At 57.6% G+C, this 24,306-nt stretch carries 23 protein-coding genes; 17 read left to right on the forward strand and 6 right to left on the reverse strand.

The features are described from left to right. The first annotated feature begins 121 nt into the window (after window positions 1–121). The 3 genes from IM303_RS11385 to rimL all read left to right on the forward strand — a co-directional run bounded on the left by IM303_RS11385 (window position 122) and on the right by rimL (window position 3,387). Entirely contained in the window at window positions 122–895 is a 774-nt protein-coding gene (locus IM303_RS11385; RefSeq protein WP_025756391.1) for a transporter substrate-binding domain-containing protein, read from the forward strand. A gap of 242 nt (window positions 896–1,137) precedes the next feature. Continuing rightward, entirely contained in the window at window positions 1,138–2,793 is a 1,656-nt protein-coding gene (locus tag IM303_RS11390) for a glucan biosynthesis protein D (protein WP_045260490.1), read from the forward strand. Between the two features lie 45 nt (window positions 2,794–2,838). After that, window positions 2,839–3,387 (forward strand): 50S ribosomal protein L7/L12-serine acetyltransferase, encoded by a 549-nt coding sequence (gene rimL / locus IM303_RS11395; RefSeq protein ID WP_045260491.1) that lies wholly within the window; start codon window positions 2,839–2,841, stop codon window positions 3,385–3,387. Here the strand turns inward: rimL and ydcK are convergent. Then, on the reverse strand, window positions 3,382–4,362 hold the full coding sequence (gene ydcK, locus IM303_RS11400; RefSeq protein ID WP_048958177.1) for a YdcK family protein: 981 nt from the start codon (window positions 4,360–4,362) through the stop codon (window positions 3,382–3,384). The two genes, rimL and ydcK, sit on opposite strands and share 6 nt — an antisense overlap. Window positions 4,363–4,484: 122 nt before the next feature. Between ydcK and tehA the strand changes: the two genes are divergently transcribed. After that, a complete protein-coding gene (gene tehA / locus IM303_RS11405; RefSeq protein WP_193359924.1) occupies window positions 4,485–5,486 on the forward strand; it encodes a dicarboxylate transporter/tellurite-resistance protein TehA in 1,002 nt (333 codons plus the stop codon). After that, a complete protein-coding gene (tehB, locus tag IM303_RS11410) occupies window positions 5,486–6,079 on the forward strand; it encodes a tellurite resistance methyltransferase TehB (protein ID WP_028013116.1) in 594 nt (197 codons plus the stop codon). The genes tehA and tehB overlap by 1 nt, the downstream gene beginning before the upstream one ends. Here tehB and pepT read toward each other — a convergent pair. Further along, the gene (pepT, locus tag IM303_RS11415) at window positions 6,076–7,305 is read right to left on the reverse strand and encodes a peptidase T (protein WP_193359925.1); all 1,230 of its coding nucleotides are present in this window, start codon (window positions 7,303–7,305) and stop codon (window positions 6,076–6,078) included. The genes tehB and pepT overlap by 4 nt on opposite strands. Before the next feature lie 111 nt (window positions 7,306–7,416). Between pepT and IM303_RS11420 the strand changes: the two genes are divergently transcribed. Further along, on the forward strand, window positions 7,417–9,012 hold the full coding sequence (locus IM303_RS11420) for an ABC transporter substrate-binding protein (protein ID WP_193359985.1): 1,596 nt from the start codon (window positions 7,417–7,419) through the stop codon (window positions 9,010–9,012). Between the two features lie 134 nt (window positions 9,013–9,146). Continuing rightward, window positions 9,147–9,821: a DUF3313 domain-containing protein gene (locus tag IM303_RS11425; protein WP_041910029.1), complete on the forward strand. Its 675-nt coding sequence runs from the start codon at window positions 9,147–9,149 to the stop codon at window positions 9,819–9,821. Window positions 9,822–9,855: 34 nt separating this feature from the next. Here the strand turns inward: IM303_RS11425 and IM303_RS11430 are convergent, their stop codons facing one another. Beyond that, a complete protein-coding gene (locus IM303_RS11430) occupies window positions 9,856–10,752 on the reverse strand; it encodes a DMT family transporter (protein ID WP_047365193.1) in 897 nt (298 codons plus the stop codon). A gap of 174 nt (window positions 10,753–10,926) precedes the next feature. Here IM303_RS11430 and IM303_RS11435 point away from each other — a divergent pair, with 174 nt between their 5' ends. Beyond that, a complete protein-coding gene (locus tag IM303_RS11435; protein WP_193359926.1) occupies window positions 10,927–11,799 on the forward strand; it encodes a helix-turn-helix transcriptional regulator in 873 nt (290 codons plus the stop codon). On the opposite strand, the gene IM303_RS11440 is transcribed toward IM303_RS11435, so the two are convergent. Then, window positions 11,773–12,945 carry a benzoate/H(+) symporter BenE family transporter gene (locus tag IM303_RS11440; protein WP_193359927.1) on the reverse strand — a complete coding sequence of 391 codons (1,173 nt, stop codon included), beginning with the start codon at window positions 12,943–12,945 and terminating at the stop codon, window positions 11,773–11,775. The genes IM303_RS11435 and IM303_RS11440 overlap by 27 nt on opposite strands. 92 nt (window positions 12,946–13,037) lie before the next feature. Here IM303_RS11440 and IM303_RS11445 point away from each other — a divergent pair, with 92 nt between their 5' ends. Together IM303_RS11445 and IM303_RS11450 are read left to right on the forward strand one after the other, a co-directional pair. Further along, window positions 13,038–13,565 (forward strand): helix-turn-helix domain-containing protein, encoded by a 528-nt coding sequence (locus IM303_RS11445; RefSeq protein ID WP_193359928.1) that lies wholly within the window; start codon window positions 13,038–13,040, stop codon window positions 13,563–13,565. A gap of 80 nt (window positions 13,566–13,645) precedes the next feature. Beyond that, complete coding sequence (locus IM303_RS11450) at window positions 13,646–15,610, forward strand: U32 family peptidase (RefSeq protein ID WP_193359929.1); 1,965 nt, start codon at window positions 13,646–13,648, stop codon at window positions 15,608–15,610. Here IM303_RS11450 and IM303_RS11455 read toward each other — a convergent pair whose 3' ends face one another. Next, complete coding sequence (locus tag IM303_RS11455; protein ID WP_047368536.1) at window positions 15,611–15,841, reverse strand: DUF2554 family protein; 231 nt, start codon at window positions 15,839–15,841, stop codon at window positions 15,611–15,613. 246 nt (window positions 15,842–16,087) lie between these two features. Between IM303_RS11455 and IM303_RS11460 the strand changes: the two genes are divergently transcribed. Then, window positions 16,088–16,450 (forward strand): hypothetical protein, encoded by a 363-nt coding sequence (locus IM303_RS11460; RefSeq protein WP_045260501.1) that lies wholly within the window; start codon window positions 16,088–16,090, stop codon window positions 16,448–16,450. Between the two features lie 155 nt (window positions 16,451–16,605). On the opposite strand, the gene ftrA is transcribed toward IM303_RS11460, so the two are convergent. Beyond that, window positions 16,606–17,613 carry a transcriptional regulator FtrA gene (ftrA, locus tag IM303_RS11465; RefSeq protein WP_192986893.1) on the reverse strand — a complete coding sequence of 336 codons (1,008 nt, stop codon included), beginning with the start codon at window positions 17,611–17,613 and terminating at the stop codon, window positions 16,606–16,608. Between the two features lie 73 nt (window positions 17,614–17,686). Between ftrA and IM303_RS11470 the strand changes: the two genes are divergently transcribed. The 6 genes from IM303_RS11470 to urtD all read left to right on the forward strand — a co-directional run bounded on the left by IM303_RS11470 (window position 17,687) and on the right by urtD (window position 24,303). Further along, a complete protein-coding gene (locus IM303_RS11470) occupies window positions 17,687–18,100 on the forward strand; it encodes a rhodanese-like domain-containing protein (RefSeq protein ID WP_047365183.1) in 414 nt (137 codons plus the stop codon). 156 nt (window positions 18,101–18,256) lie between these two features. Beyond that, on the forward strand, window positions 18,257–19,360 hold the full coding sequence (locus IM303_RS11475; RefSeq protein ID WP_193359930.1) for a cobalamin-independent methionine synthase II family protein: 1,104 nt from the start codon (window positions 18,257–18,259) through the stop codon (window positions 19,358–19,360). Between the two features lie 202 nt (window positions 19,361–19,562). Next, the gene (urtA, locus tag IM303_RS11480) at window positions 19,563–20,834 is read left to right on the forward strand and encodes an urea ABC transporter substrate-binding protein (RefSeq protein WP_192986895.1); all 1,272 of its coding nucleotides are present in this window, start codon (window positions 19,563–19,565) and stop codon (window positions 20,832–20,834) included. Window positions 20,835–20,858: 24 nt separating this feature from the next. Beyond that, a complete protein-coding gene (gene urtB, locus IM303_RS11485) occupies window positions 20,859–22,433 on the forward strand; it encodes an urea ABC transporter permease subunit UrtB (protein WP_193359931.1) in 1,575 nt (524 codons plus the stop codon). Then, window positions 22,433–23,506: an urea ABC transporter permease subunit UrtC gene (urtC, locus tag IM303_RS11490; RefSeq protein WP_047368539.1), complete on the forward strand. Its 1,074-nt coding sequence runs from the start codon at window positions 22,433–22,435 to the stop codon at window positions 23,504–23,506. Before urtB ends, urtC begins: the two co-directional genes overlap by 1 nt. Further along, complete coding sequence (urtD, locus tag IM303_RS11495; protein ID WP_048999557.1) at window positions 23,506–24,303, forward strand: urea ABC transporter ATP-binding protein UrtD; 798 nt, start codon at window positions 23,506–23,508, stop codon at window positions 24,301–24,303. Before urtC ends, urtD begins: the two co-directional genes overlap by 1 nt. Window positions 24,304–24,306: the final 3 nt, after the last annotated feature.

Below are 24,306 nucleotides of genomic sequence, written 5' to 3' on the forward strand. Positions count from 1 at the left end.
GGCACCGGGCAGTGCTCGAAATCCTCACGTACTACATGTACGTTCCGGTTTCTGTGCGCTGTCCGGTTCCAAACTGTCTTCAACAATTACGCCTACTGGGATAGGCTCTGAGGAGTTTGAAATGAAATTACGCGCGTTAGTTGTCGGCATGGGATTGCTATGTACCTTTTCCTCCTTCGCGGCCACCGAGCTGCGCTACGGTCTGGAAGCGGAATATCCGCCGTTTGAAAGCCGTAATGCGGCAGGCGAACTGGAAGGGTTTGACGTTGAGCTGGGAAATGCCATCTGCAAAGCGGCAGCGCTGAAGTGCAGCTGGGTCGAAACCTCGTTTGACGCGCTGATCCCGGGGCTGGTGGCGAAGAAGTTTGACGCCATCAACTCGGCGATGAACATTACCGAGCAGCGCCGCAAGAGCATCGATTTTACCCAGCCGATCTACCGCATTCCGTCTCAGCTGGTGGGCAAGGCCGGTACGGCGGTCGAAGCAACGCCTGAAGGGCTGAAGGGGAAAACCATCGGCGTGCTGCAGGGGTCTATTCAGGAAACCTATGCCAAAGAGCACTGGGAAAAGCAGGGTGTCACCGTGGTGTCGTATAAAGATCAGAATATGGCCTGGGGTGACCTGCTGAATGGCCGCATTGACGCCTCGCTGGTCATGTCCGCGGCCGGGCAGGCGGGTTTCCTCAGCAAGCCGCAGGGAAAAGGGTTTGGCTTCATCGGCAAACCGGTGTCTGACGACACAATCCTCGGCAGTGGGATCGGCTTTGGGTTGCGCAAAGGTGACGAGGCCACCAAAAAGCAGCTTGATGCCGCCATTGATAAAGTACGTGCCGACGGCACGATCGCCAAACTCGCTGATAAGTACTTCCCGGGTATCGATGTCAGCGTAAAATAACCGCCTCATTGGCCCCGTCAGCTGATGTCCTGACGGGGCATTTTTCTACACATTTTCCAGGCTTTCTTTACACCACTTTCGGGCCGTTCTGGTCGACAGAAAATATTTCTCACTTTGTTCATATAATCACCGGCCAACAATTGGATTCTTAACCATTTTTGTTTAGGCTGTGCGTTCTTTCTTGCCGTCATTTCGCCGAGCGCGAAACACATTCACACGACCATAAGGACGTTTTTCCAGGCATGAATCGCAGACGTTTTCTAAAAGGCTCGCTGGCTGTGGCAGCCCTGAGCGGCACCTCCGGCCTTGCTTCCCTGTTTTCCAAAGCGGCATATGCGGCTGACTCTGACATCGCTGACGGTCAGAGCCGTCGGTTTGACTTCTCCGTACTGCAATCCATGGCGCATGACCTGGCGAAAACCCCGTGGGGTGGCGCGCCGCGTCCGCTGCCGGAGACGCTGGCGACCATGACGCCGCAGGCGTATAACGCCATCCGCTACGATGAAAAACAGTCTCTGTGGAACAACATTGAAGGGCGTCAGCTGGACGTGCAGTTCTTCCACATGGGAATGGGGTTCCGCCGCCGTGTGCGGATGTTCTCGCTGGACCAGTCTACCTCTATGGCGCGCGAGATCCACTTCCGCCCTGAGCTGTTCAGCTACGGTGACACGGGTGTCGATACCAAACAGCTGGAAGGGCAAAGCGATCTCGGCTTTGCGGGCTTCCGCGCCTTTAAAGCGCCTGAGCTGGCGCGCCGCGATATCGTCTCTTTCCTCGGGGCGAGCTATTTCCGCGCGGTGGACGACACCTACCAGTACGGGCTTTCCGCGCGCGGTCTGGCGGTAGATACCTTTACCGACACCCCGGAAGAGTTCCCGGACTTCACCTCCTTCTGGTTTGAAACCGTCAAGCCTGGCGATACCACCTTTACCGTCTATACGCTGCTGGACAGCCCGAGCGTCACCGGTGCCTATAAATTCGTGATCCACTGCGAGAAGAGCCAGGTGATCATGGAGGTGGAAAACCATCTCTACGCGCGTAAGGACATTAAGCAGCTGGGCATCGCGCCGATGACCAGCATGTTCAGTTGCGGCAACAACGAACGCCGCATGTGCGACACCATTCACCCGCAAATCCACGACTCCGACCGCCTGGCAATGTGGCGCGGCAACGGGGAGTGGATCTGCCGTCCGCTCAATAACCCGCAGAAGCTGCAGTTTAATGCCTATCTGGACAAAAACCCGAAAGGGTTCGGCCTGCTGCAGCTCGATCGCGATTTCTCCCACTATCAGGACGTGATGGGCTGGTATAACAAGCGCCCGAGCCTGTGGGTTGAGCCGCGCAACGACTGGGGGAAAGGATCTATCGCGCTGATGGAGATCCCAACCACCGGTGAAACGCTGGATAACGTGGTCTGCTTCTGGCAGCCGGAAAAACCGGTGAAAGCGGGCGACGAGCTGGACTTTAAATATCGTCTCTACTGGAGCGCGCAGCCGCCGGTGCGTTCCCCGCTGGCCAACGTTTACGCGACCCGCACCGGCATGGGCGGATTCCCTGAGGGCTGGGCGCCGGGCGAACACTATCCGAAAGTGTGGGCCCGTCGCTTTGCGATTGATTTCGTCGGCGGCGACCTGAAGGCCGCCGCGCCGAAGGGCATCGAGCCGGTGATTACGCTCTCCAGCGGTGAAGCGAAGCAGGTTGAGATCCTTTACGTTGAGCCGTTTGACGGGTATCGCATTCTGTTTGACTGGTACCCAACGTCGGATTCGACGGAGCCGGTGGATATGCGCCTGTTCCTGCGCTGCCAGGGCGATGCCATCAGCGAAACCTGGCTGTATCAGTATTTCCCGCCAGCGCCGGATAAACGTCATTACGTTGATGACCGGGTAATGCGTTAACGATCGATTCCCTCTCCCTGTGGGAGAGGGTTAGGGTGAGGGGCAATGACCGCAACACAATCCGAAACTATTCCCGTATCTGACGCTCTCGAGCTTCGCGCCGTCGAAGAGCGCTACACCGCCGAACTGCATAACCTCGTCGTCAAAAACAGGGCCTATCTGCAAACCGCCTTTGACTGGGCGCAGCACGTGGGGACTGAAGATGACACCCGACGCAACGTGCAGAGTAACCAGATGCTGCACCAGCGCGGCTACGCCAAAATGTTTTTGATCTTCAGGGAGGATGCGCTGGTCGGCGTACTGTCGTTTAATGCGATTGAGCCTGCCAACAAAGCCGCGTACATCGGCTACTGGCTGGATGAAGCGCACCAGGGGCAGGGGATCCTCTCGCAGTCGCTGCAGGCGTTTATGCGCTACTACGCTGAGCGCGGTGAGATCCGCCGATTTGTGATCAAGTGTCGGGTGGCGAATCAGCACAGCAACAGCGTGGCCCTGCGCAACGGTTTTACGCTGGAAGGGTGCCTGCGGGAAGCGGAATACCTCAATGGCGCCTACGACGATGTGAACATCTACGGCAAAATTTATACCCTATAGCGCCCCCAGCAGCGGCGTGCGGGTGATGCGCTGGTCGCCGTTGATCACCTTTTCACCGCGCAGGTGAATGCTCTCACCAGCAAAGGCCTCTATCACCGCATCGTCGGTGATTTCTACCCGATGCTCAATCAGCACGTCGCCGCTGATCCGCGCGCGTCCCTGAATCACCACTTTATCATCCAGCATGATCGGCCCGCCGCGCAGCCATGCCTGACCGCCGATCAGGACGTGGTGCTTGATGATGCAGTTTCCTTCCACCACGGCGTTCTCGGCAATCTGAGAGCTGTAGCGCAGGGTAGGGATGGCGTCATCGTCGAAACCGGCTATCACGCGGGCGTTGCCGTACACTTTGGCGCAGTCGCACACCCAGACGTTGTTGAGTTCGTTACCTTCGAGGATCGCACAGTCGAACACTTCGGCGCGGTGCTCAACAAACGCGTTATTCACCATCGCCTCGCCGTATATTTGTGCCTGATGCACAATGCGCGATCGGCTTACCGTCGCCTTGCCGTAGATTTGCAGGATCTGGTCGTGGTCCGGCGTGAGGCCTTTAGCGGCAATGATGACGCTGTTGTGCAGCACGCGCGCATCGCCGTAGAGATGGCACTCACCCCGCACGCAGGAGTGCTGAATAGTGACGTTGTCACTTATTCGCGCTCCGTGGCTGACCTCTGCGGCGTCAAGCCAGCAGTTATCGCCGATATGCGCGTCATGGCTGACGGTGCACGGCAGGGTCAGGCGCGCGTTGCCGGACACGGTTGCGCCAGCGAATACCACGCTGTTTTCATCGTAGATCCAGCAGTCTCCGTCCTGCGCAAGGGCGCGCTCATCGTCAATCCAGCCGCCTTTCGTGCCGGCCTTCACATCGTTAAAGTCCACCGTAGCGATAATCTGCCGCAGCGTCGTTGAGTGGGATGTTTCGCCATTTTTCCATTGCCAGAGCCGGGTTTCATCGCTGAGCCGATACTTATTCATCGTGGGGTCCCTGATATGCGTCTTCACTAAACGTAGCAAACTTTTGGCTTTCCGTTGTGCTGGCATCCGTTGCTGAAACCCCTTAAAATGGCATTTAAAATACATTTTAAAAATTCAAATTAATGGATAAATTAAATAAACCTGAACAGGCGCTTAACCTTCCCGCCGGCTATTTTGGCATGGTGCTGGGCATCATCGGCATGGGTTTCGCCTGGCGATACGCCAGCACCCTGTGGCCGGTGACGCGCTGGCCGGGTGAGATTCTGGTCGCTCTCGCAGTTGCCTGCTGGTTTTTACTGACGACGGCGTTTATTACCCGTGCGATCCGTTTCCCGTACAGCGTGCTGGCAGAGATGCGCCACCCGGTAATGAGCAGCTTCGTCAGCCTTTTTCCTGCCACCACCATGCTGGTCGCCATCGGTTTTGTGCCCTGGTTCCGCCCGGTATCGCTGGGGCTGTTCGGCGTGGGCGTGGTGTTACAGCTTGCTTATTCCGCCTGGCAAAGCGCCGGTCTCTGGCGAGGCAGGCACCCGCAGGAGGCCACCACGCCCGGATTGTATCTGCCGACGGTGGCGAATAATTTCATCAGCGCGATGGCGTGCGGTGCTCTGGGGTTTAACGATGCAGGGCTCGTTTTTCTCGGCGCGGGCGTCTTTTCCTGGCTCAGCCTGGAGCCGGTGATCCTCCAGCGTCTTCGCAGCGCCGGGGAGCTTCCCACCGCGCAGCGCACCGCTTTAGGCATTCAGCTGGCGCCCGCGCTGGTGGCGTGCAGCGCCTGGTTTAGCGTCAACGGTGGGGAAGCCGACACCTTCGCCAAAATGCTGTTCGGCTACGGCCTGTTGCAGTTGCTCTTTATGCTGCGCCTGCTGCCGTGGTATGTGTCTCAGCCGTTTAACGCCTCCTTCTGGAGTTTCTCGTTTGGCGTGTCGGCTCTGGCTACCACCGGGCTGCATTTGGGTCACGGCAGTTCGTCTGGATTCTTCCACGCCATTGCCGTGCCGCTGTTTATCTTTACCAATCTCATCATTGGGATGCTGTTGGTCCGTACGTTTATTCTGCTGATTCAGGGCAAACTTCTGATGCGCACTGATAAGGCACTGCTTATGCAATCTGAGGAAAAATAATGGCTGTCGATGAAAATTACTTCACAGAGAAATATGGCTTAACCCGTACGCATTCAGAGGTGCTGTACAGCGCGGGGATCGTAAAGCCCGGCAAGACATTGGATCTGGGCTGCGGAAATGGCCGCAACAGCCTTTACCTGGCGGCCAACGGCCACGAGGTGACCGCCTGGGATAAAAACCCGATGAGCGTTGATAACATTGAGCGCATCAAGGCGGCAGAAGGGATTGAGAATCTGCACACTGCCGTCAAAGATCTTAACAGCCTGAGCTTTGACGGCGAGTACGACTTTATTCTCTCCACCGTGGTGCTGATGTTCCTGGAGGCGAAAACCATTCCGGGCCTTATCGCCAACATGCAGCGCTGCACCAAACCCGGCGGCTACAACCTGATCGTTGCCGCGATGGACACGGCGGATTACCCGTGCACCGTCGGCTTCCCGTTTGCGTTCAAAAGCGGTGAGCTGAGCAGCTACTACGAAGGCTGGGAGCTGCTCAAATACAACGAAGAGGTTGGCGAACTGCACCGCACCGATGAAAACGGCAATCGCATCAAGCTGCGCTTTGCCACCATGCTGGCGCGCAAGCCCGCTTAACGGGCGGCCAGCAGGCAGATCTGCAGGGCAGTCTTGTAAGACGCCTCGAACGACGACAGCGGCAGGAACTCAAACTTCGAGTGGAAATTATGCGCGCCGGTGAAGAAGTTCGGGGTGAGTAGCCCTTTTGCCGACAGCGCCGCACCGTCCGTGCCGCCGCGCATAGGGATCGGTTTTGGGGTGATGCCGAGCGATTCCATCGCCTCAAACATCAGGTCGATGGCGCGCCGGTCTTCACCAATCGCATTGCTGATGTTGCTGTAGGTATCTTCAATGCGATAGTCGACCTTCGCCGTCGGGTGTTGGGCGGCAATCAGCGCTGCGACGTCCGCAATCTGCTGCTTGCGGGCGTCAAAGCTGGTTTTATCAAAATCGCGAATATTAGCCTTTAGCACGGCATCGTTCTGTCCGGCCTGAATGCCGTTAAACCAGATATAGCCCTCGCGGCCCTCGGTGCACTCCGGGGTTTGCTGGCGGTCGAAATGGCTGATGAAGTCGGTCGCCATCAATAACGGGTTCACCAGTACCCCTTTGGCGGACATCGGGTGCGCCGTCACGCCGGTGAAGTGGATCTCTGCCGCTGCCGCGTTAAAATTCTCGTAAACAATTTCTCCCAGCTCACAGCAGTCGATGGTCCAGGCAAAGTCCACGTCGAAGCGTTTCAGATCCAACGCCTTGGCGCCGTTCAGGCCAATCTCTTCGTCGGGCACAAACGCGACCACAATGTCGCCATGCTGATGCGCAGCGGTGAGGTTTTCCAGTACGGTCATTACCACCGTCACCGCCGCTTTATTGTCTGCGCCCAATACGCTGGTACCGTCGCTGAAAATAATCTCCTCATTCGGATAAGCCAAAATTTCCGGGTGTTCGTTCACGCGCAGCCAGATGTCTTTTTCCTTATTCAGACAGAGATCTTCACCATTAAACGTTAATATTTGTGGATGAATATTCGGTGATAAACCGACGTCTACCGTATCAATGTGGGTAATAAAGCCGATGCGCGCCGCGCCGGGCACGTTGCCCTTTTTCACTGCCGTCACGGTCGCGAATTCGTCAATCACGATGTCGTCTAACCCCAGCTGTGTCAGCTCCTGTGCCAGCTCTCCCGCCATGTCCTGCTGGCCCGGCGTCGAGGGCAGAGTTTTCACTTTCGGATCGCTTTGGCTGGTAATCGCAAGATAGCGGAAAAAACGGTGCGTTAATTGTCTGGAAAGCGGCGAGCCCATAGTGTTTTCTTCCTTATTTATTTTTCGGGTGTTTGCCACTTCACTTTAATGTTATTTATGAAATGGCAAAAGAATTAATTAGCCGTCGAATTAAAAAGACAGGAATAAATGATGACAAGCAAACGCACAACGTTAACGCTGGCACTCGCTGCGCTCACGGTCAGTTCCACCGTAGCCGCGAAAACGCTGGTGTATTGCTCCGAAGGGTCACCGGAAAACTTTAATCCCCAGTTATACACCTCGGGCACCAGCGTGGATGCCAGCGCAGTGCCGGTCTACAACCGGCTGGTCGATTTCAAACCCGGCACCACGGAGCTGGTGCCGAGCCTGGCAGAGCGCTGGGAGGTGAGCGACGACGGCAAGGTTTATACCTTCCATCTGCGTAAAGGGGTGAAGTTTCAGAGCAATAAATTCTTCACGCCGACCCGCGATTTTAACGCCGATGACGTGATCTTCTCGTTTATGCGCCAGAAGGACGTGAACCATCCCTATCACAACGTCTCAAACGGCAGCTATTCCAACTTCGAAAGCCTGGAGTTTGGCAGCCTGATTACCGCTATTGATAAAGTCGATGACCACACGGTGCGCTTTACCCTGGCGCACCCTGAAGCGCCGTTTGTTGCGGATCTGGCATGGTATTTTGCCTCGATCCTCTCCGCGGAGTATGCCGATGCAATGTTGAAAGCGGGCACGCCGGAGAAGGTGGATATGCAGCCCATTGGCACCGGGCCGTTTAAGCTGGCGCAGTATCAAAAGGATTCCCGCATTCTGTTTACGGCGTTTGCCGACTACTGGCAGGGGAAATCAAAGCTGGACAGGCTGGTGTTCAGCATTACCCCGGATGCCTCCGTACGTTTTGCCAAAATTGAAAAGAACGAGTGTCAGGTCATGCCGTTCCCGAACCCAGCCGATCTGCCGCGCATGAAGGCCAACAAAGATATCACCCTGATGAGCAAGGCGGGGCTGAATACCGGCTTCCTGGCGTTCAACACGCAGAAGCCGCCGCTGGATAACGTGAAGGTCCGTCAGGCGCTGGCGATGGCCATCAACAAACCGGCCATTATTGACGCGGTGTTCCACGGTACCGGAACGGTGGCGAAGAATCTGCTGCCGCCGGGCGTCTGGAGTGCCGACAGCGAACTTAAGGATTACGACTACGATCCTGAGAAGGCGAAAGCGCTGCTGAAAGAGGCCGGTTTTGCCAGCGGCGTCAGCATTGATTTATGGGCGATGCCGGTCCAGCGGCCCTATAACCCGAATGCGAAACGCATGGCGGAGATGATTCAGGCGGACTGGGCGAAAATCGGCGTGCAGACCAAAATTGTCAGCTACGAATGGGGCGAGTACCTGAAACGCGTCAAGGGCGGAGAGCATCAGGCCGCGCTGATGGGCTGGACGACGGCCACCGGCGATCCGGACAACTTCTTTGGCCCGCTGTTTACCTGCACCTCGGCCAACGGCGGTTCGAATTCGGCGAAGTGGTGCTATAAGCCGTTTGATAAAATTATCGCGGAAGCAAAATCAACCACCGATCGCGACAAGCGCGTAGCGCTGTATAAAGAGGCGCAGCAGATCATGCATGACCAGATGCCGGCGGTCATGATTGCGCATTCAACGATCTTCGAACCGGTGCGCAAAGAGGTGACAGGTTACGAAATCGATCCGTTTGGTAAACATTTGTTCTGGCAGGTGGATATTAATCAGTAATTTTCTCTGCCCGGTACGCTGCCGGGCATTCTTTTCGCAATTTGTGCTCCCCACGTCATTTTTTGTCACAACAAACCCACCGAACTTTTGCTATAACTTCAAATGCATACTTGCAGATTACATGGAAAACTATCATGCGTACTCAAACTTTTTTTAAAGTTGCAGTGCTTACTGGTTTATTGGCAGTGGCGGGCTGTTCTTCAAAAGTCGCGGCTCCAGAACAATATTCAGGCTTTTTAAAAGATTATTCCGGCTTGCAGCAGACGACGTCTGCAACGGGTAAACCAACGCTGCGTTGGGTTGACCCTTCCTATAACGAAGCCAACTATGACAGCATTATCTGGACGCCGATCACCTATTATCCAGCGCCAAAACCAACCACTCAGATTGGTAAAAGAACGCTTGATGAGCTGCTGGATTACACCAATAACAAAATGAAAACGGCTATTGGTACCCGTAAGCCGATTGTGACCACGCCGGGTAAACACAGCCTGATTTTCCGCGGTGCTATCACCGGGGTGAGTTCGCAGAAAGAAGGCCTGCAGTTCTATGAAGTGGTGCCGGTCGCGCTGGTGGTAGCAGGTACGCAGATGGCTACCGGCCATCGCACCATGGATACCCATCTCTATTTTGAAGGTGAGCTGATCGACGCGGCCACCAATAAACCGGTGATGAAGGTGGTACGTAAAGGTGAAGGTAAAGAGCTGAATAACGAAAGTACGCCGATGACCTTTGCGACGCTGAAGCAGGTTGTTGACGACATGGCGACGGACGCCACCATGTTTGACGTGCATAAAACAGCGAAATAACGTTAAGCGGCCTGCATTGAGCAGGCCGTTTTTTTTACGCCGTACGCAGGCGCCTGAACCAGGTCTCTGGTTTCGTGAACATCACCATATTCCCGCCCAGAATCAGCAGCAAACCGACGATACCGTTGATGTGCCAGACGTAGCCTTCATACACCGTTGAGATAGAGAGCGCCACCAGCGGGAAGAGCAGCGTACTGTAGGCCGCTTTCCCGGGGCCGATACGTCCCACCAGCGTGAAGTAGGCGCCAAAGGCAATCACCGAGCCGAAGAGGGCCAGATAGAGCAGCGCGCCCATGTAGGTGACCGTCCATTCCGGGGTAAAACTGTCGCCTCTGAAGAGCGCAATACCCCCCATCACCAGCGTGCCGTAAAGCATAGCCCAGGCGTTGGTGGTCATGGTTTCCAGACCTCTGCGCTGATGGCGCATGCTGATCATATTGCCCAGCGAGAAGCCGTACGTGCCGAGGGCGGAAAGGCCAATGCCCGTCAGGAGCGATACGCTCCAGCCGCTGGCCAGCAGGTCGTCCCAGAAAAGGGTCACGATCCCCACAAGACCCAGCGCCGCCGCCGTCCAGAAACGCGCGGGCGGGCGCTGTCCAAAGAAAATAAAACAGTTAATAGCGTTGTAGAGCACCGCCATGGAGAAGATCACCGATTCCAGCCCGGTGTTGATGTGTGCCGCCGCGGTATAAAAACACCAGAAATTAAAGCAGAAGACGCAGCATCCCTGAAGCATGCAGAACAGATGATCCCGCAGCGCCAGCTTACGCAACCGGCGCAGGGCAAGTAACACCACCATCATCGTGGCGCTGGCCACCGCGAAACGCCAGAAAATAGAGACGGGGGCGGGTACGGGACCCTGCTGCAGGAAAATGGCAATCCAGGTGGTTCCCCAGATGATCACCACCAGTCCGTATAATAACGCGTTCATATTTTTTCTCTTCTCAAACCACGGAAGCCCGCAGTATGGCGCTGTCATCGCTCTGGGGCTTTCACCGGCTTGCGGTAGACTTGCAAAATCTTGCGCTTTTTTCTTTTCCGGGGGCTGGCAACGGGGGACAACAGTTCTTAGACTGAGCGTTCACACAATAACGCGCTAACGGTTATGTCTTACGCTTACGATACCTTTGAAACGCTTCGCCAGCAGAATGCGGTCCTGCGGGAAACGGTCGCGCTCAATTCCGGCATTCAGCTGGCGGCGTGGTACAACAAGCACGATACGATAACGGTCAAAAGCAATCATCATACCCTTAGTCTGTACGTCGCCGACGGTTACGAAAGCTATCAAAAGACGCCGGGCGGCTGGAAGAACGGCGGGGGACCGGACCGTTTCTGTCTCATGCCGAAAGAGAGCGAATCGACGTGGGACATCCGCGATGACCTGTCGTTTGTCCATCTCTACTGCACCGATGAACACCTGCGCGATGTGGGCGAAAAAATCTGGGACAAGCGGCCCCTGTCGCTGACTCTGGACGAGCGCATTTTTGGCAGCGACCCGAAGATCACCGCGCTGTACCGCCAGTTTCTGCTCGGCTGCGACTGGCAGCAGCAGGCCAACCAGCTCACCCTGAGCACGGCCTCTACGCTGCTGTTGACCCACCTGCTGCAAAACTACGCCAACGTTCAGTGGAAGCTTCCGGTCGTTACCGGCGGGCTATCGCCGTTTGTTCTGCGCAACGTGCTGGCCTTTATTGAAGAAAACCTCGGACAGCCCCTGACGCTGGCCGAGCTGGCGGCGCAGGCCGCGCTCAGCGAATACCATTTTGCCCGCATGTTCCGCCAGTCGACGGGGCTGGCGCCGCATCAGTACGTCATGCAACGGCGCATGGAAAAAGCGAAAAACCTGGTGCAGAATACCTCGACGCCGCTGACGGATATCGCGCTGGCCTGCGGGTTTAACTCCGCCAGCCACTTCAGTAACCGTTTTCGCAGCGTCATGGGCATCACGCCGTCACAGCTGCGCGCGGCGAGCGCGTGAAAACAGGGCATAGCTTACGCCGCCCAGCACCAGCCCCCAGAATGCCGAGCCGATGCCCAGGATCGTAACGCCGCTTGCGGTCATCAGAAACGTGACGATAGCCGCGTCGCGCTCCGCTTCATGATTCAACGCCTGATATAAACTCCCGCTGATGGTACCCAGCAGCGCCAGACCGGCCAGCGTCTGGATCCAGCTGAGCGGCAGCGCAGCCATTATCCCGGTGATGGATCCGCCGAACACTCCCGCCAGCAGATAAAACCCGCCCGCGGCGATGGCCGCCAGCCAGCGTTTACCGGCATCGGGGTGGGCATCCGGGCTTTGACAGATAGCGGCGGTAATGGCGGCTATGCAGATGGAAAAGACGCCGAAGGGGGACAGCAGCAGCGCCAGCCCACCCGTAAAAATAATGAGCGGTGAGACCGCCAGCGGATAGCCGGACGCTTTCATGGTCGCGAAACCGGGCGCATTTTGCGAGGCCATGGTCACCAGGAAGAAGGGCAAGCCGATGCTCACCAGGCTGGTGAAGGTGAACGTGGGCGCAATAAACTCAGGTATCACGAAGGAAATGGTGATTTTATCGGTGACAACGTCACCTCCCGCCCATGCCACGATCCCGCCCACCAGCAGCGTAATGACGATCGCATAGCGCGGTGCCAGCGCTTTCGCCAGCAGCCACGCGGCAATCATGCTGCCGCACAGCAGAAAGTGCCCGTCCAGATGGGCAAACGCATGCAGCCCAAACTGAAGGAGTACGCCTGCCAGCATGGCCGCGGCCAGTGAGTGTGGGATCAGCTTCATCAGGCGGGCGAAAAGCCCGGTCATGCCGCAGAGTAAAATGAGCGCGTTGGCGAAGATAAACACGCCGATTGTCTCGGCCAGCGTCACGCCGTGCAGGCTGGTGGCGAGCAGCGCCGCGCCGGGCGTAGACCAGGCGGTCAGCACCGGAGCTTTATACCACCAGGAGAGCGCCAGCGTGCTGACGCCCATCCCAACCCCCAGCGCGGTCATCCAGCCCGCAATCTGCTGCGCGCTGGCGCCTGCCGCCGCGGCGGCCTGCCAGATGATGGCTGCCGAACTGGCGTAACCGACCAGAACGGCGACAAAGCCAGCCAGTACGACTGGAACGAGATGAGAGATAGGGCGCATAGAAACTCCGCTGTGCGTTATAACGTCCGCAATAAGGTAACACTGTGCGCTATAGCGTACAAGTGGTATGCTCAGGGCCATCAGGAGGGAGCATGGACATTACACAACATCTTGCAGCAACGCTGAAAACGCTGCGCCAGGCGCGCGGCTGGAGTTTGTCGAAGCTGGCGGACGAAACGGGCGTGTCGAAAGCGATGCTTGGGCAAATCGAGCGCAATGAGTCCAGCCCGACGGTGTCGACGTTGTGGAAAATTGCCACCGGGCTGAACGTCCCGTTTTCCGCTTTCATTACGCCTGAGGCGGACAGGCCGGCTGTGTTTGATTCACAGCAGCAGGCGATGGTGGTCAAACCACTCTTTCCCTGGGATGAGACGCTCCGGTTCGATCATTTCTCTATCACGCTGGCACCGGGAGCCCTGAGCGAGTCCACGCCGCATGAGGCAGGCGTGATTGAACATGTGGTGGTCATCAGCGGCGAGCTGGAGATGAACATCAACGGTGAGTGGCAGACGGTGCATGCCGATTCGGGCATCCGTTTTGCCGGTGATAAACCGCACGCCTACCGCAACAGCAGCGACAGGCCGGTGCATTTTCACTCTCTGATCCATTATCCCCGCTGAGGCTACGCAAAACTGTTTCGCTGGCGCATACTTCTGACTACAATAGCCGCCATTTTGACCATAACGGATAACGACGAAGTATGCGCCTGCAATCCCATCATCTTGAACTTTTAAGCCCGGCCCGCGACGCCGCCATTGCCCGTGAAGCGATCCTTCATGGCGCTGACGCCGTCTACATCGGCGGCCCTGGCTTCGGTGCCCGCCATAACGCCAGCAACAGCCTGCGCGATATTGCCGATCTGGTGCCGTTCGCCCACCGTTTCGGGGCGAAAGTGTTCGTGACCCTGAACACCATTCTTCATGATGATGAGCTGGAGCCCGCGCAGCGTCTGATTACCGATCTCTACCAGACCGGCGTCGATGCCCTGATTGTTCAGGATATGGGCGTGCTTGAGCTGGATATTCCGCCTATCGAGCTGCATGCCAGCACCCAGTGTGATATCCGTACGGTTGAGAAGGCGAAGTTTCTCTCCGACGTGGGCTTTTCGCAGATCGTGCTGGCCCGCGAGCTGAACCTCAATCAGATCCGCGATATTCACCAGGCAACCGACGCGACGATCGAATTCTTTATCCACGGCGCGCTGTGCGTGGCCTATTCCGGCCAGTGCAACATTTCCCACGCGCAGACGGGCCGCAGCGCCAACCGCGGCGACTGCTCGCAGGCCTGCCGTCTGCCGTATACCCTGAAAGACGACCAGGGTCGCGTGGTGGCGTTCGAAAAACACCTGCTTTCCATGAAGGATAACGATCAGACTGCCAACCTGGGCGCGCTGATCGACGCGGGCGTGCGTTCCTTTAAGATTGAAGGGCGCTACAAAGATATGAGCTACGTGAAGAACATCACCGCGCACTATCGCCAGATGCTGGACGCCATCATCGAAGATCGCGGTGACCTGGCGCGCGCCTCGGCCGGTCGTACCGAACATTTCTTTATTCCGTCAACGGACAAAACCTTCCACCGCGGCAGCACGGACTATTTCGTGAACGCCCGCAAAGGGGATATTGGCGCGTTTGACTCACCGAAGTTTATCGGTTTACCGGTCGGCGAGGTGCTGAAAGTGGCGAAAGATCACCTGGACGTTGAAGTGACCGAGCCGCTGGCGAACGGCGACGGCCTGAACGTGATGATTAAGCGTGAAGTGGTGGGCTTCCGCGCCAACACGGTCGAAAAAACCGGCGAGAACCGCTACCGCGTCTGGCCGAATGAAATGCCTGCCGATCTCTACAAGGCAAGGCCGAACGCGCCGCTCAACCGTAACCTGGATCATAACTGGCAGCAGGCATTGCTGAAAACCTCCAGCGAGCGTCGCATCGCGGTGGACATTGAGCTGGGCGGCTGGGAAGAGCAGCTGATCCTGACCATGACCTGCGAAGACGGCATCAGCGTAACGCATACCCTTGATGGCCTGTTCGAGGTGGCAAACAACGCGGAGAAAGCGCTTAACAGCCTGAAGGACGGCGTAGCGAAGCTGGGCCAGACGATTTACTACGCGCGCGCCATCGAGGTTAATCTGCCGGACGCGCTGTTCGTGCCGAACAGCCTGCTGAACCAGTTCCGCCGCGAAACGGCAGAGATGCTGGATGCCGCACGCCTGGCGCAGTACCCGCGCGGCAGCCGTAAGGCCGAATCCGTTCCTCCGCCTGTGTATCCGGACACCCATTTATCGTTTCTGGCCAACGTTTACAACCATAAAGCGCGTGAATTTTATCATCGCCACGGCGTGCAGCTTATCGACGCGGCCTATGAAGCGCACGAAGAGAAGGGCGATGTGCCGGTGATGATCACCAAGCACTGCCTGCGCTTTGCTTTTAACCTGTGCCCGAAACAGGCGAAAGGGAATATTAAAAGCTGGAAGGCCACCCCCATGCAGCTGGTCAACGGTGACGAAGTCCTGACCCTGAAGTTTGACTGCCGTCCTTGTGAAATGCATGTTATCGGCAAAATGAAAAACCACATTTTCAAAATGCCACCGCCGGGCAGCATCGTTGCGTCCGTGAGCCCGGACGATCTGATGAAAACCCTTCCGAAACGCAAGGGCAGTTAATTACCTTACGTGCGTGTCCGGTTTGCGCGATTTCTGCCACAGGTGGTGTTCGCGCAAACCCTCCGCTGACTCTTCCGCTACACTGCGTAACTCGTCACTGTCGGCCTCATGCCGCAGCTGATGTTCCACATTCTTTACCCAAACATATTCATGCCCTTTGTGCCCGGCCATCAGCTGGCCGGAAAAGAGGGCACAAATAAGCATGATAAAAGATAGCCCTTTTTTGAACATAAATTCACCGAATAAGAACAGCGCGGGTTAATCATGCCAATTATTGTTTAGGGTTATTATTCAAAATTTCAAAATAGCGCAAAGAAAATGTCAAATAACGTGGGTTCATAATACCGATTAGGATTTTTCTTAAAATATATGTGCGTTTTTGTAAACCTCCTATTTCTGGTCCATAGTTGGATGTTCGCTTTAAGGATAAATCCTATATAATAGTGAATCTCTGGCTAAGGAATGGGTCATTCATAAATGAAAAAAATAATAGCGTTTTCGCTTCTGGCTGTTGCGGTAGGTGCCGTTGCAGCGATTCGTTATGCAGGTAATGACGAACCAGAATATATTCAGTCCGCTGAAATTCGCGTTGGTTCCTATTTAACCAGCGACTATGGACGCGTAGCCTGCACTAGTAAAAGAGTAAATGAACAGCGCTGGGAATTAGACTGCACCCATCCGGCACGGGGAAAAACATTCCAGTTTGCGGTTTATCCCTCTGAAAAGGCTCCCTATGGCGTATCGCGATCGTTTTATCTCGAGGCCCTTAACGATGATGCCAGGCAGAGCGCTGAGCAGGGCCTGATGCGCTATTTGCAAATCAACACCAGCGCGAGTTAATCAGGCTGTTTAGCTTTCGTTGAGACAGCCAGTGTTAGTTTGTATGAGATCCGCTGCCCGACCATGGAGCGTCGGGGACGTAGAGACCAAAATACAAATCTATCCATGCAAGCATTTACCGCCAGATAATGGCGGTTTTTTTTGCGCTTTTGCCGCTAGCGGGCAGTATCAGAACGTGAAAATTGTTTGCGATACTGAGCCGGGGAAAGCGCAAACTGCTGACGAAAATGATGACGCAGCGTCGACGCCTGACCAAACCCGGTCTGTTCCGCGATGCTGTCGATGCTTAAACGGCTGCTCTCCAGATAATCTTTTGCTCTCAGCAGGCGTTCATTAAGCAGCCAGCGTGCGGGCGTCGTGCCCGTTGCCGCCTCGAAGCGACGAAGAAAGGTGCGCTGGCTCATGCCGACCCGACGCGCCAGCGAGTCGACGCTGTGCGGCTCGGTAAGATGCGTGTGCAGAAAATCAAACAGCTGGCCCAGGCGCTGGCTTTCCCGCAGCTGCGCCACCGGGCGGCTCAAATGCTGCGGCTGTGAACCATCCCGGTGAGGGGGGATCACCAGCCGACGCGCCACGCTGTTGGCGGTTTCCAGCCCATAATCCCTTCGTACAACATGAAGGCAGAGATCGATCCCCGCCGCGCTGCCCGCGGAGGTCAGGATATCGCCCTCGTCCTGGTAGAGCACATCCTCAACCACCTCGATGTCAGGGTAGCGGACCTTAAGCGCGTCAATGTAGCGCCAGTGCGTCGTGGCTTTACGTCCGTTCAGCAGCCCCGTAGCGGCCAGTACGAACACGCCCGAGCAGATGGACAGCAGCTGACATCCGCGCGCGCTGGCCTGGCGCAGCGCCTCGCAGAGCGCCGGAGGAACCGGTGAGTCCAGCCCCCGCCAGCCGGGAACCACGATCAGGTCCGCCGACGCAAGCAGGCTCAAGTCCCCATCGGTAACGATGCGGATCCCGCCGGTCGCCCGCAGTTCTCCGCTATCCACGCTCGCCACCGCAAAACGATACCAGTCGTCGCCCAGCTCCGGACGCGGCAGGCCAAAAATCTCAACCGCCACGCCAAACTCAAAGGTACATAGCCCGTCATACGCCAGCACCACCACCTGCGGGCGGGTAATCTGTCTTAAGTTTGTCATCTTTTTGCTGTTTTCTGGCATAAGCGAGCGCATTCACGGGCTGAATTTGTGGATAGAGTAGTGTTAACACAAACGCCAAAGATGAGGAAGGATCATGAGCTATGTTACTGAATTTCCGGCTGCCGAGCCGCAGGAAGCCGTTACCCATTTTCTGCGTCGCCTGAGCGTCGAAACCGACTGCGCCGACGTGCATCACGCCATCGCCAATAATGAGCAGGACTTCGTGCTGCTGCACGTGGTGGGGAGCCCGGAGCAGTTTGCCCGCCGCCATGTGCCGGGCGCACTGCATATGCCCTGGAGCCAGATGACCGCTGAGCGGATGTCTCAATGGCCGGAAGGGACGCTGTTTGTCGTCTACTGTGCGGGGCCACACTGTAACGGCGCGGACAGGGCGGCGCTGAAGCTGGCGCGTCTCGGGCTGCCGGTCAAAATCATGCTCGGCGGCATCACCGGCTGGGAAGATGAACGCTACGCCTTTGCCAGCCAGGCGCACGCTGACGCGCTGTGAAGATGAATTTTTTTCAACACCCGTGAAATTTTCTCGTTTGCCGGAAACGGTAAGGTATGACATCTTTTTTGGACATTTAGACATCCAGAAGTCTAAAGGTTCAAATAATGAATTATCACTGCGGGCAATTAATACCGGCAGACTGAGGAGATTTCCATGCAACGACAGCACGCCCCATACCGCGCCGACGTAGTCGGCAGCTTTTTACGCCCGGATGCCATCAAGCAGGCTCGCCTGAAATTCGCCAGCGGCGAGATTGATGCCGGACAGCTTCGCGCGGTGGAGGACGAGGCTATTCGCCACGTCGTCGAGCAGCAGTGCGCGTGCGGCCTGCATGTGGTGACCGACGGTGAATTTCGCCGTGCCTGGTGGCACTTCGATTTCTTCGACGGTCTTCAGGGGGTTGAGCGTTACGATTCACAGCAGGGGATTCAGTTCAACGGAGTACAAACCAAAGCCCACGGCGTGCGCGTGACCGGCAAGCTGGGCTTTGGCGACCACCCGATGCTGGAAGACTTCCGCTATCTGAAAAGCATCAGCGGCAATGCCGAGCCGAAGATGACCATTCCCAGCCCAAGCGTGCTCCATTTCCGCGGCGGGCGCAAAGACATCGACGCGACGGTGTACCCGGATCTGAACGACTATTTCGACGATCTGGCAACCACCTGGCGCGACGCGATACGCGCATTCTACGACGCGGGCTGCCGTTATCTGCAGTTGGACGACACCGTCTGGGCCTACCTCTGCTCGGACGACCAGCGCCGTCAGATCCGCGAGCGCGGCGACGATGCCGATGAGTTGGCTCAAATCTATGCCCGCGTACTGAACAATGCCCTGGAAGGCAAGCCGGAGGATCTGACCATCGGGCTGCACGTCTGCCGCGGTAACTTCCGTTCAACCTGGATTTCCGAAGGCGGCTACGAGCCGGTGGCGGAAGTGCTGTTCGGGACGGTCAACGTTGACGCATTCTTCCTGGAATACGATAACGACCGCAGCGGGGATTTCGCGCCGCTGCGCTTCGTTCGCCCGGGCAAGCAGCAGGTGGTGCTGGGCCTGATCACCACGAAAAACGGTGAGCTGGAGAACCCGGAAGGCGTGAAGGCCCGTCTGGAAGAGGCGGCGAAATACGTGGCGAAAGAGCAAATCTGCCTCAGCCCGCAGTGCGGTTTTGCCTCCACCGAAGAGGGCAACAGCCTGAGTGAGTCCCAGCAGTGGGATAAGGTCCGTCTGGTGACGCAGATCGCCAGCGAAGTCTGGTAAAACCGCTTCCTCAGCGCTGCATTATAAAAGTGCAGCGCTGTGCCATTCTGAGTCGTTCTCTTTACATCCTGCCGTCTGTCTCCTGCAATAACGCTTCCTCCATTCTGGCATCCTTTTTGCTCCTGCTTCGCTGACACCTTTATTTCCGCGTCCATGCCGTAACGGACGTTTTCGCACAGCGTTCTTTTTCAGGAGTGAAAATATGCAGCGTCGTACCTTATTAAAAGCCTTTGCGTTATCCGCGTCCGTCGTGGCGATGGGAATGAGTTTTGGCGTGCAGGCGGCCGACACCATCAAAGTGGGGATCATGCACTCTCTGTCCGGCACGATGGCCATCTCCGAAACCCCGCTGAAGGACGTCGCCCTGATGACCATCGACGAGATCAATGCCAAAGGCGGCGTGCTGGGTAAGAAACTGGAGCCGGTGGTGGTGGATCCGGCCTCAAACTGGCCGCTGTTTGCCGAGAAGGCTCGCCAGCTGCTGAGCCAGGATAAAGTGGCGGTGGTGTTCGGCTGCTGGACGTCGGTTTCGCGCAAATCCGTGCTGCCGGTGTTTGAGGAGCTGAACGGCCTGCTGTTCTATCCGGTGCAGTATGAAGGCGAAGAGATGTCGCCAAACGTCTTCTATACCGGCGCGGCGCCGAACCAGCAGGCCATCCCGGCGGTGGAATACCTGATGAGCGAGGACGGCGGCGGGGCGAAGCGCTTCTTCCTGCTGGGTACCGACTACGTTTACCCGCGCACCACCAACAAGATCCTGCGCGCGTTCCTGCATTCGAAAGGGGTGGAGGATAAGGACATCGAAGAGGTTTACACCCCGTTTGGTCACAGCGACTACCAGACCATCGTCGCCAGCATCAAGAAATTCTCCGCCGGCGGCAAAACCGCCGTGGTGTCGACCATCAACGGCGACTCCAACGTGCCGTTCTACAAAGAGCTGGCTAACCAGGGGCTGAAGGCCACCGACGTGCCGGTGGTGGCGTTCTCCGTCGGCGAAGAAGAGCTACGCGGAATCGACACCAAACCGCTGGTGGGTAACCTGGCGGCGTGGAACTACTTTGAGTCCGTGGATAATCCAACCAACCAGGCGTTCGTCGCGGATTACAAAGCCTATGCGAAGGCGTACAAGCTGCCGAATGCCGATACCGTGGTGACCAACGACCCGATGGAAGCGACTTACGTGGGGATCCATATGTGGGCACAGGCGGTGGAAAAAGCGGGCACCACCGACGTGGATAAGGTGCGCGCGGCGATGGCCGGTCAGTCATTTAAGGCGCCGTCTGGCTTTACGCTCACCATGGATGCTACCAACCATCATCTGCATAAGCCGGTCATGATCGGTGAAATTGAAGGCAACGGCCAGTTCAACGTGGTCTGGCAGACGGAACAGCCGGTGCGCGCCCAGCCGTGGAGTCCGTTCATTGCCGGGAATGACAAAAAGCCCGACCAGCCGATGAAAACCGCCAGCAACTAGGCCATTGCCTCAGGGAGAAACGTCATGAACGCCATGCGCATGTTCATCGCTCTTGTATGGCTTTCCGGACTGCTGCCAGGGATGGCGCAGGCATCGGATGCCGATCGTTTTGTTGCCGCCAGCCGCGGCCAGCAGGCGGAGCTCCTCACGCAGTGGGCCGCTGCGCCGGATGCCGCCAGGCTTCCGCTGCTTCAGTCCCTGCAAAAGGAAAACCTGTATACCGACAGCCAAAAGCACGCCTTTGCGAAGCGTAATGGCGAAATGGTTTCGCTCGGTGAGGCGCGTGCGGCAGTAGGGCAAACCAAAGCTGTACGCCTGACAAACCGGCTGCGCGTGCTGGCTGCAACGGCCATTGCCACGCATCAGCTTGTTAGTGACAGTGTCACCGAAAGGCGGGCTGCAGCCCGTCAGCTCCAGCGGGATGCTCAGCCCGACATGCTCGCTTTTCTGGAAAAGCGCGCCGGGGATGAAGCGGACGCTGTGGCGCGGCAGGCGCTCCTGCTGGCGGTAGCGAATCTCCAGCTGGCGAGCCCGCAGCCGGAGGTGCGCCGCAGGGCCGTCGAACTGCTGGGCCAGTCAGACGATCCGGAGGTACAGTCCAGACTCACTCCGTTTACCCAGGCGCAGACCGAGCCGGATGCCGGCGTGCGCGCGGCCGCAGAAGAGAGCCTTAGCCAGATTACGCATCGCCTGATGTGGGGCGATCTGCTGGGCCAGGCGTTTATGGGGCTTTCTCTGGGGTCGGTGTTGCTGCTGGCCGCGCTGGGGCTTGCGATCACCTACGGTCTGCTGGGCGTCATTAACATGGCCCACGGCGAGATGCTGATGCTGGGGGCGTACGCCACGTGGATGGTGCAGCAGGCAATGGCCGGGCTTGCCCCTCAGTGGCTGGCGCTCTATCCCGTTATCGCCTTGCCGGTAGCGTTCTGCCTGACGGCGGGCATTGGAATGGTGCTGGAGCGCACCGTGATCCGTCACCTGTACGGTCGTCCGCTGGAAACCCTGCTGGCGACCTGGGGGATCAGCCTGATGCTCATCCAGCTGGTGCGCATGACCTTTGGTGCCCAGAACCTCGAGGTGGCAAACCCGGCATGGCTTTCCGGCGGGGTGCAGATTTTTGCTAACCTGACCCTGCCGTGGAACCGCATTGTGGTGCTGGGCTTCGTGCTGCTGGTGCTGTTCTTCACCTGGCTGATTCTGAATAAAACCCGTCTTGGGCTGAACGTGCGCGCGGTGACGCAAAACCGCAGCATGGCCGCCTGCTGCGGGGTACCGACCGGGCGCGTCGATATGCTGGCGTTTGGGCTGGGCTCAGGGATCGCCGGGTTAGGCGGCGTGGCGTTATCCCAGCTAGGTAACGTCGGGCCGGAGCTTGGTCAGGGGTACATCATCGACTCGTTTCTCGTAGTCGTTCTCGGTGGCGTAGGCCAGCTCGCAGGCAGCGTGGCTGCCGCGTTCGGGCTGGGCATATTCAATAAAATCCTTGAGCCGCAGATGGGGGCGGTGCTGGGCAAGATCGTGATTCTGGTGGCGATCGTCCTGTTTATCCAGAAGCGCCCTCAGGGGCTGTTTGCGCTGAAAGGGAGGGTGATTGACTGATGAGCCAGCCGCTGACCTTAACGCTGGCGCGTAAAGCGCCGCGCACGACACAGATTGCAGGCAGCCTGCTGGTGGCGTGTCTGCTGATTTTACCGTTTTTCGCCTTGCTGCCCGCCACGCATCCGCTGGCGCTGTCGACCTGGATGCTGACGCTCATCGGCAAGATCCTCTGCTATGCCATCGTTGCGGTGGCGCTGGATCTGGTGTGGGGCTACGCCGGCATGCTCTCTCTTGGACACGGCATCTTCTTCGCCCTGGGCGGCTATGCGATGGGCATGTACCTGATGCGCCAGGCGTCAGGCGACGGCCTGCCCGCGTTTATGTCGTTTCTCTCCTGGAGCGAGCTGCCGTGGTTCTGGTGGGGCACCCAGCACTTTGCCTGGGCGCTGGTGCTGATCGTGATGGTGCCGGGTTTGCTGGCGCTGGTGTTTGGCTGGTTTGCCTTCCGCTCGAAGATCAAAGGGGTTTACTTCTCGATTATGACCCAGGCGCTGACCTACGCGGGCATGCTGCTGTTCTTTCGCAACGAAACCGGCTTTGGCGGCAATAACGGCTTTACCGGCTTCACCACGCTGCTCGGGTTTTCGGTGACGGAAACGGCAACCCGCATCGCGCTGTTCCTGGCGACGGTGCTGTTGCTGCTTCTGGCGTTGGGCACCGGATTTGCGCTGGCGAAGAGCAAGTTTGGCCGCATCCTGACCGCCGTGCGCGACGCGGAAAACCGCCTGACGTTCTGCGGGTACGATCCGCGCGGGTTCAAGCTACTGGTGTGGACGCTCTCCGCCGTGCTGTGCGGCCTGGCGGGGGCGCTGTACGTTCCGCAGGTGGGCATCATTAACCCCGGTGAAATGTCGCCGACCAACTCGATAGAAGCCGCCATCTGGGTGGCGCTGGGCGGGCGCGGCACCCTGGTGGGGCCGGTGATTGGCGCGGCGCTGGTGAACGGGGCGAAAAGCTTCTTTACCGTTGCCATGCCGGAGTACTGGCAGCTGTTTCTGGGGCTGATTTTTATCGCCGTCACGCTGTTCCTGCCGCGCGGCGTCTACGGTCTGTTGCGTAAGGGAGAGAAATAATGCAGCCAACGGAAGAGTTATTTACCCGCCAGTTGCCCGGCGATCGCTACCGGGACCAGACTGACCCGGTGCTTCAGCTTGAGGCCATTAACGTCAGTTTCGACGGCTTCCAGGCGCTGACCGATCTCTCCCTGAATATCGGCGTGGGCGAGTTGCGCTGCGTGATTGGCCCCAACGGGGCGGGTAAAACCACGCTGATGGACGTGATCACCGGCAAAACCCGACCCAAAAGCGGGAGAGCGATTTACGACCAGTCCATCGACCTGACCGGGCTGGAGCCTGCGGCCATTGCCCGTCAGGGGATTGGCCGAAAATTCCAGAAACCCACGGTCTTTGAAGCGCTGACGGTGTGGGAGAACCTTGAGATCGCCATGAAAACCGATAAATCCGTCTGGGCGAGCCTGCGGGCAAAACTCAGCGGCGAGCAGCGGGACCGCATTGACGAGATGCTGGTTCTTCTGCGCCTTGGCAGCGAGCGGGGCCGTCGCGCCGGGCTGCTTTCGCACGGGCAGAAACAGTTCCTAGAGATCGGCATGCTGCTGGTGCAGGACCCGCACCTGCTGCTGCTGGATGAACCCGCCGCCGGGATGACCGATGCGGAAACGGAATACACCGCCGAGCTGTTCAAAACCCTGGCGGGCAAGCATTCGCTGATGGTGGTGGAGCACGACATGGGCTTTGTTGAAACGATTGCCGACCACGTCACGGTGCTGCATCAGGGGCGCGTGCTGGCGGAAGGCTCGCTTCGCGAGGTGCAGGCCAACGAGCAGGTGATTGAGGTCTATCTGGGCCGCTAAGGA

Source organism: Enterobacter cloacae complex sp. P38RS, assembly GCF_014930775.1.
In the GTDB taxonomy this organism is placed as follows: Bacteria; Pseudomonadota; Gammaproteobacteria; order Enterobacterales; family Enterobacteriaceae; genus Enterobacter; species Enterobacter bugandensis.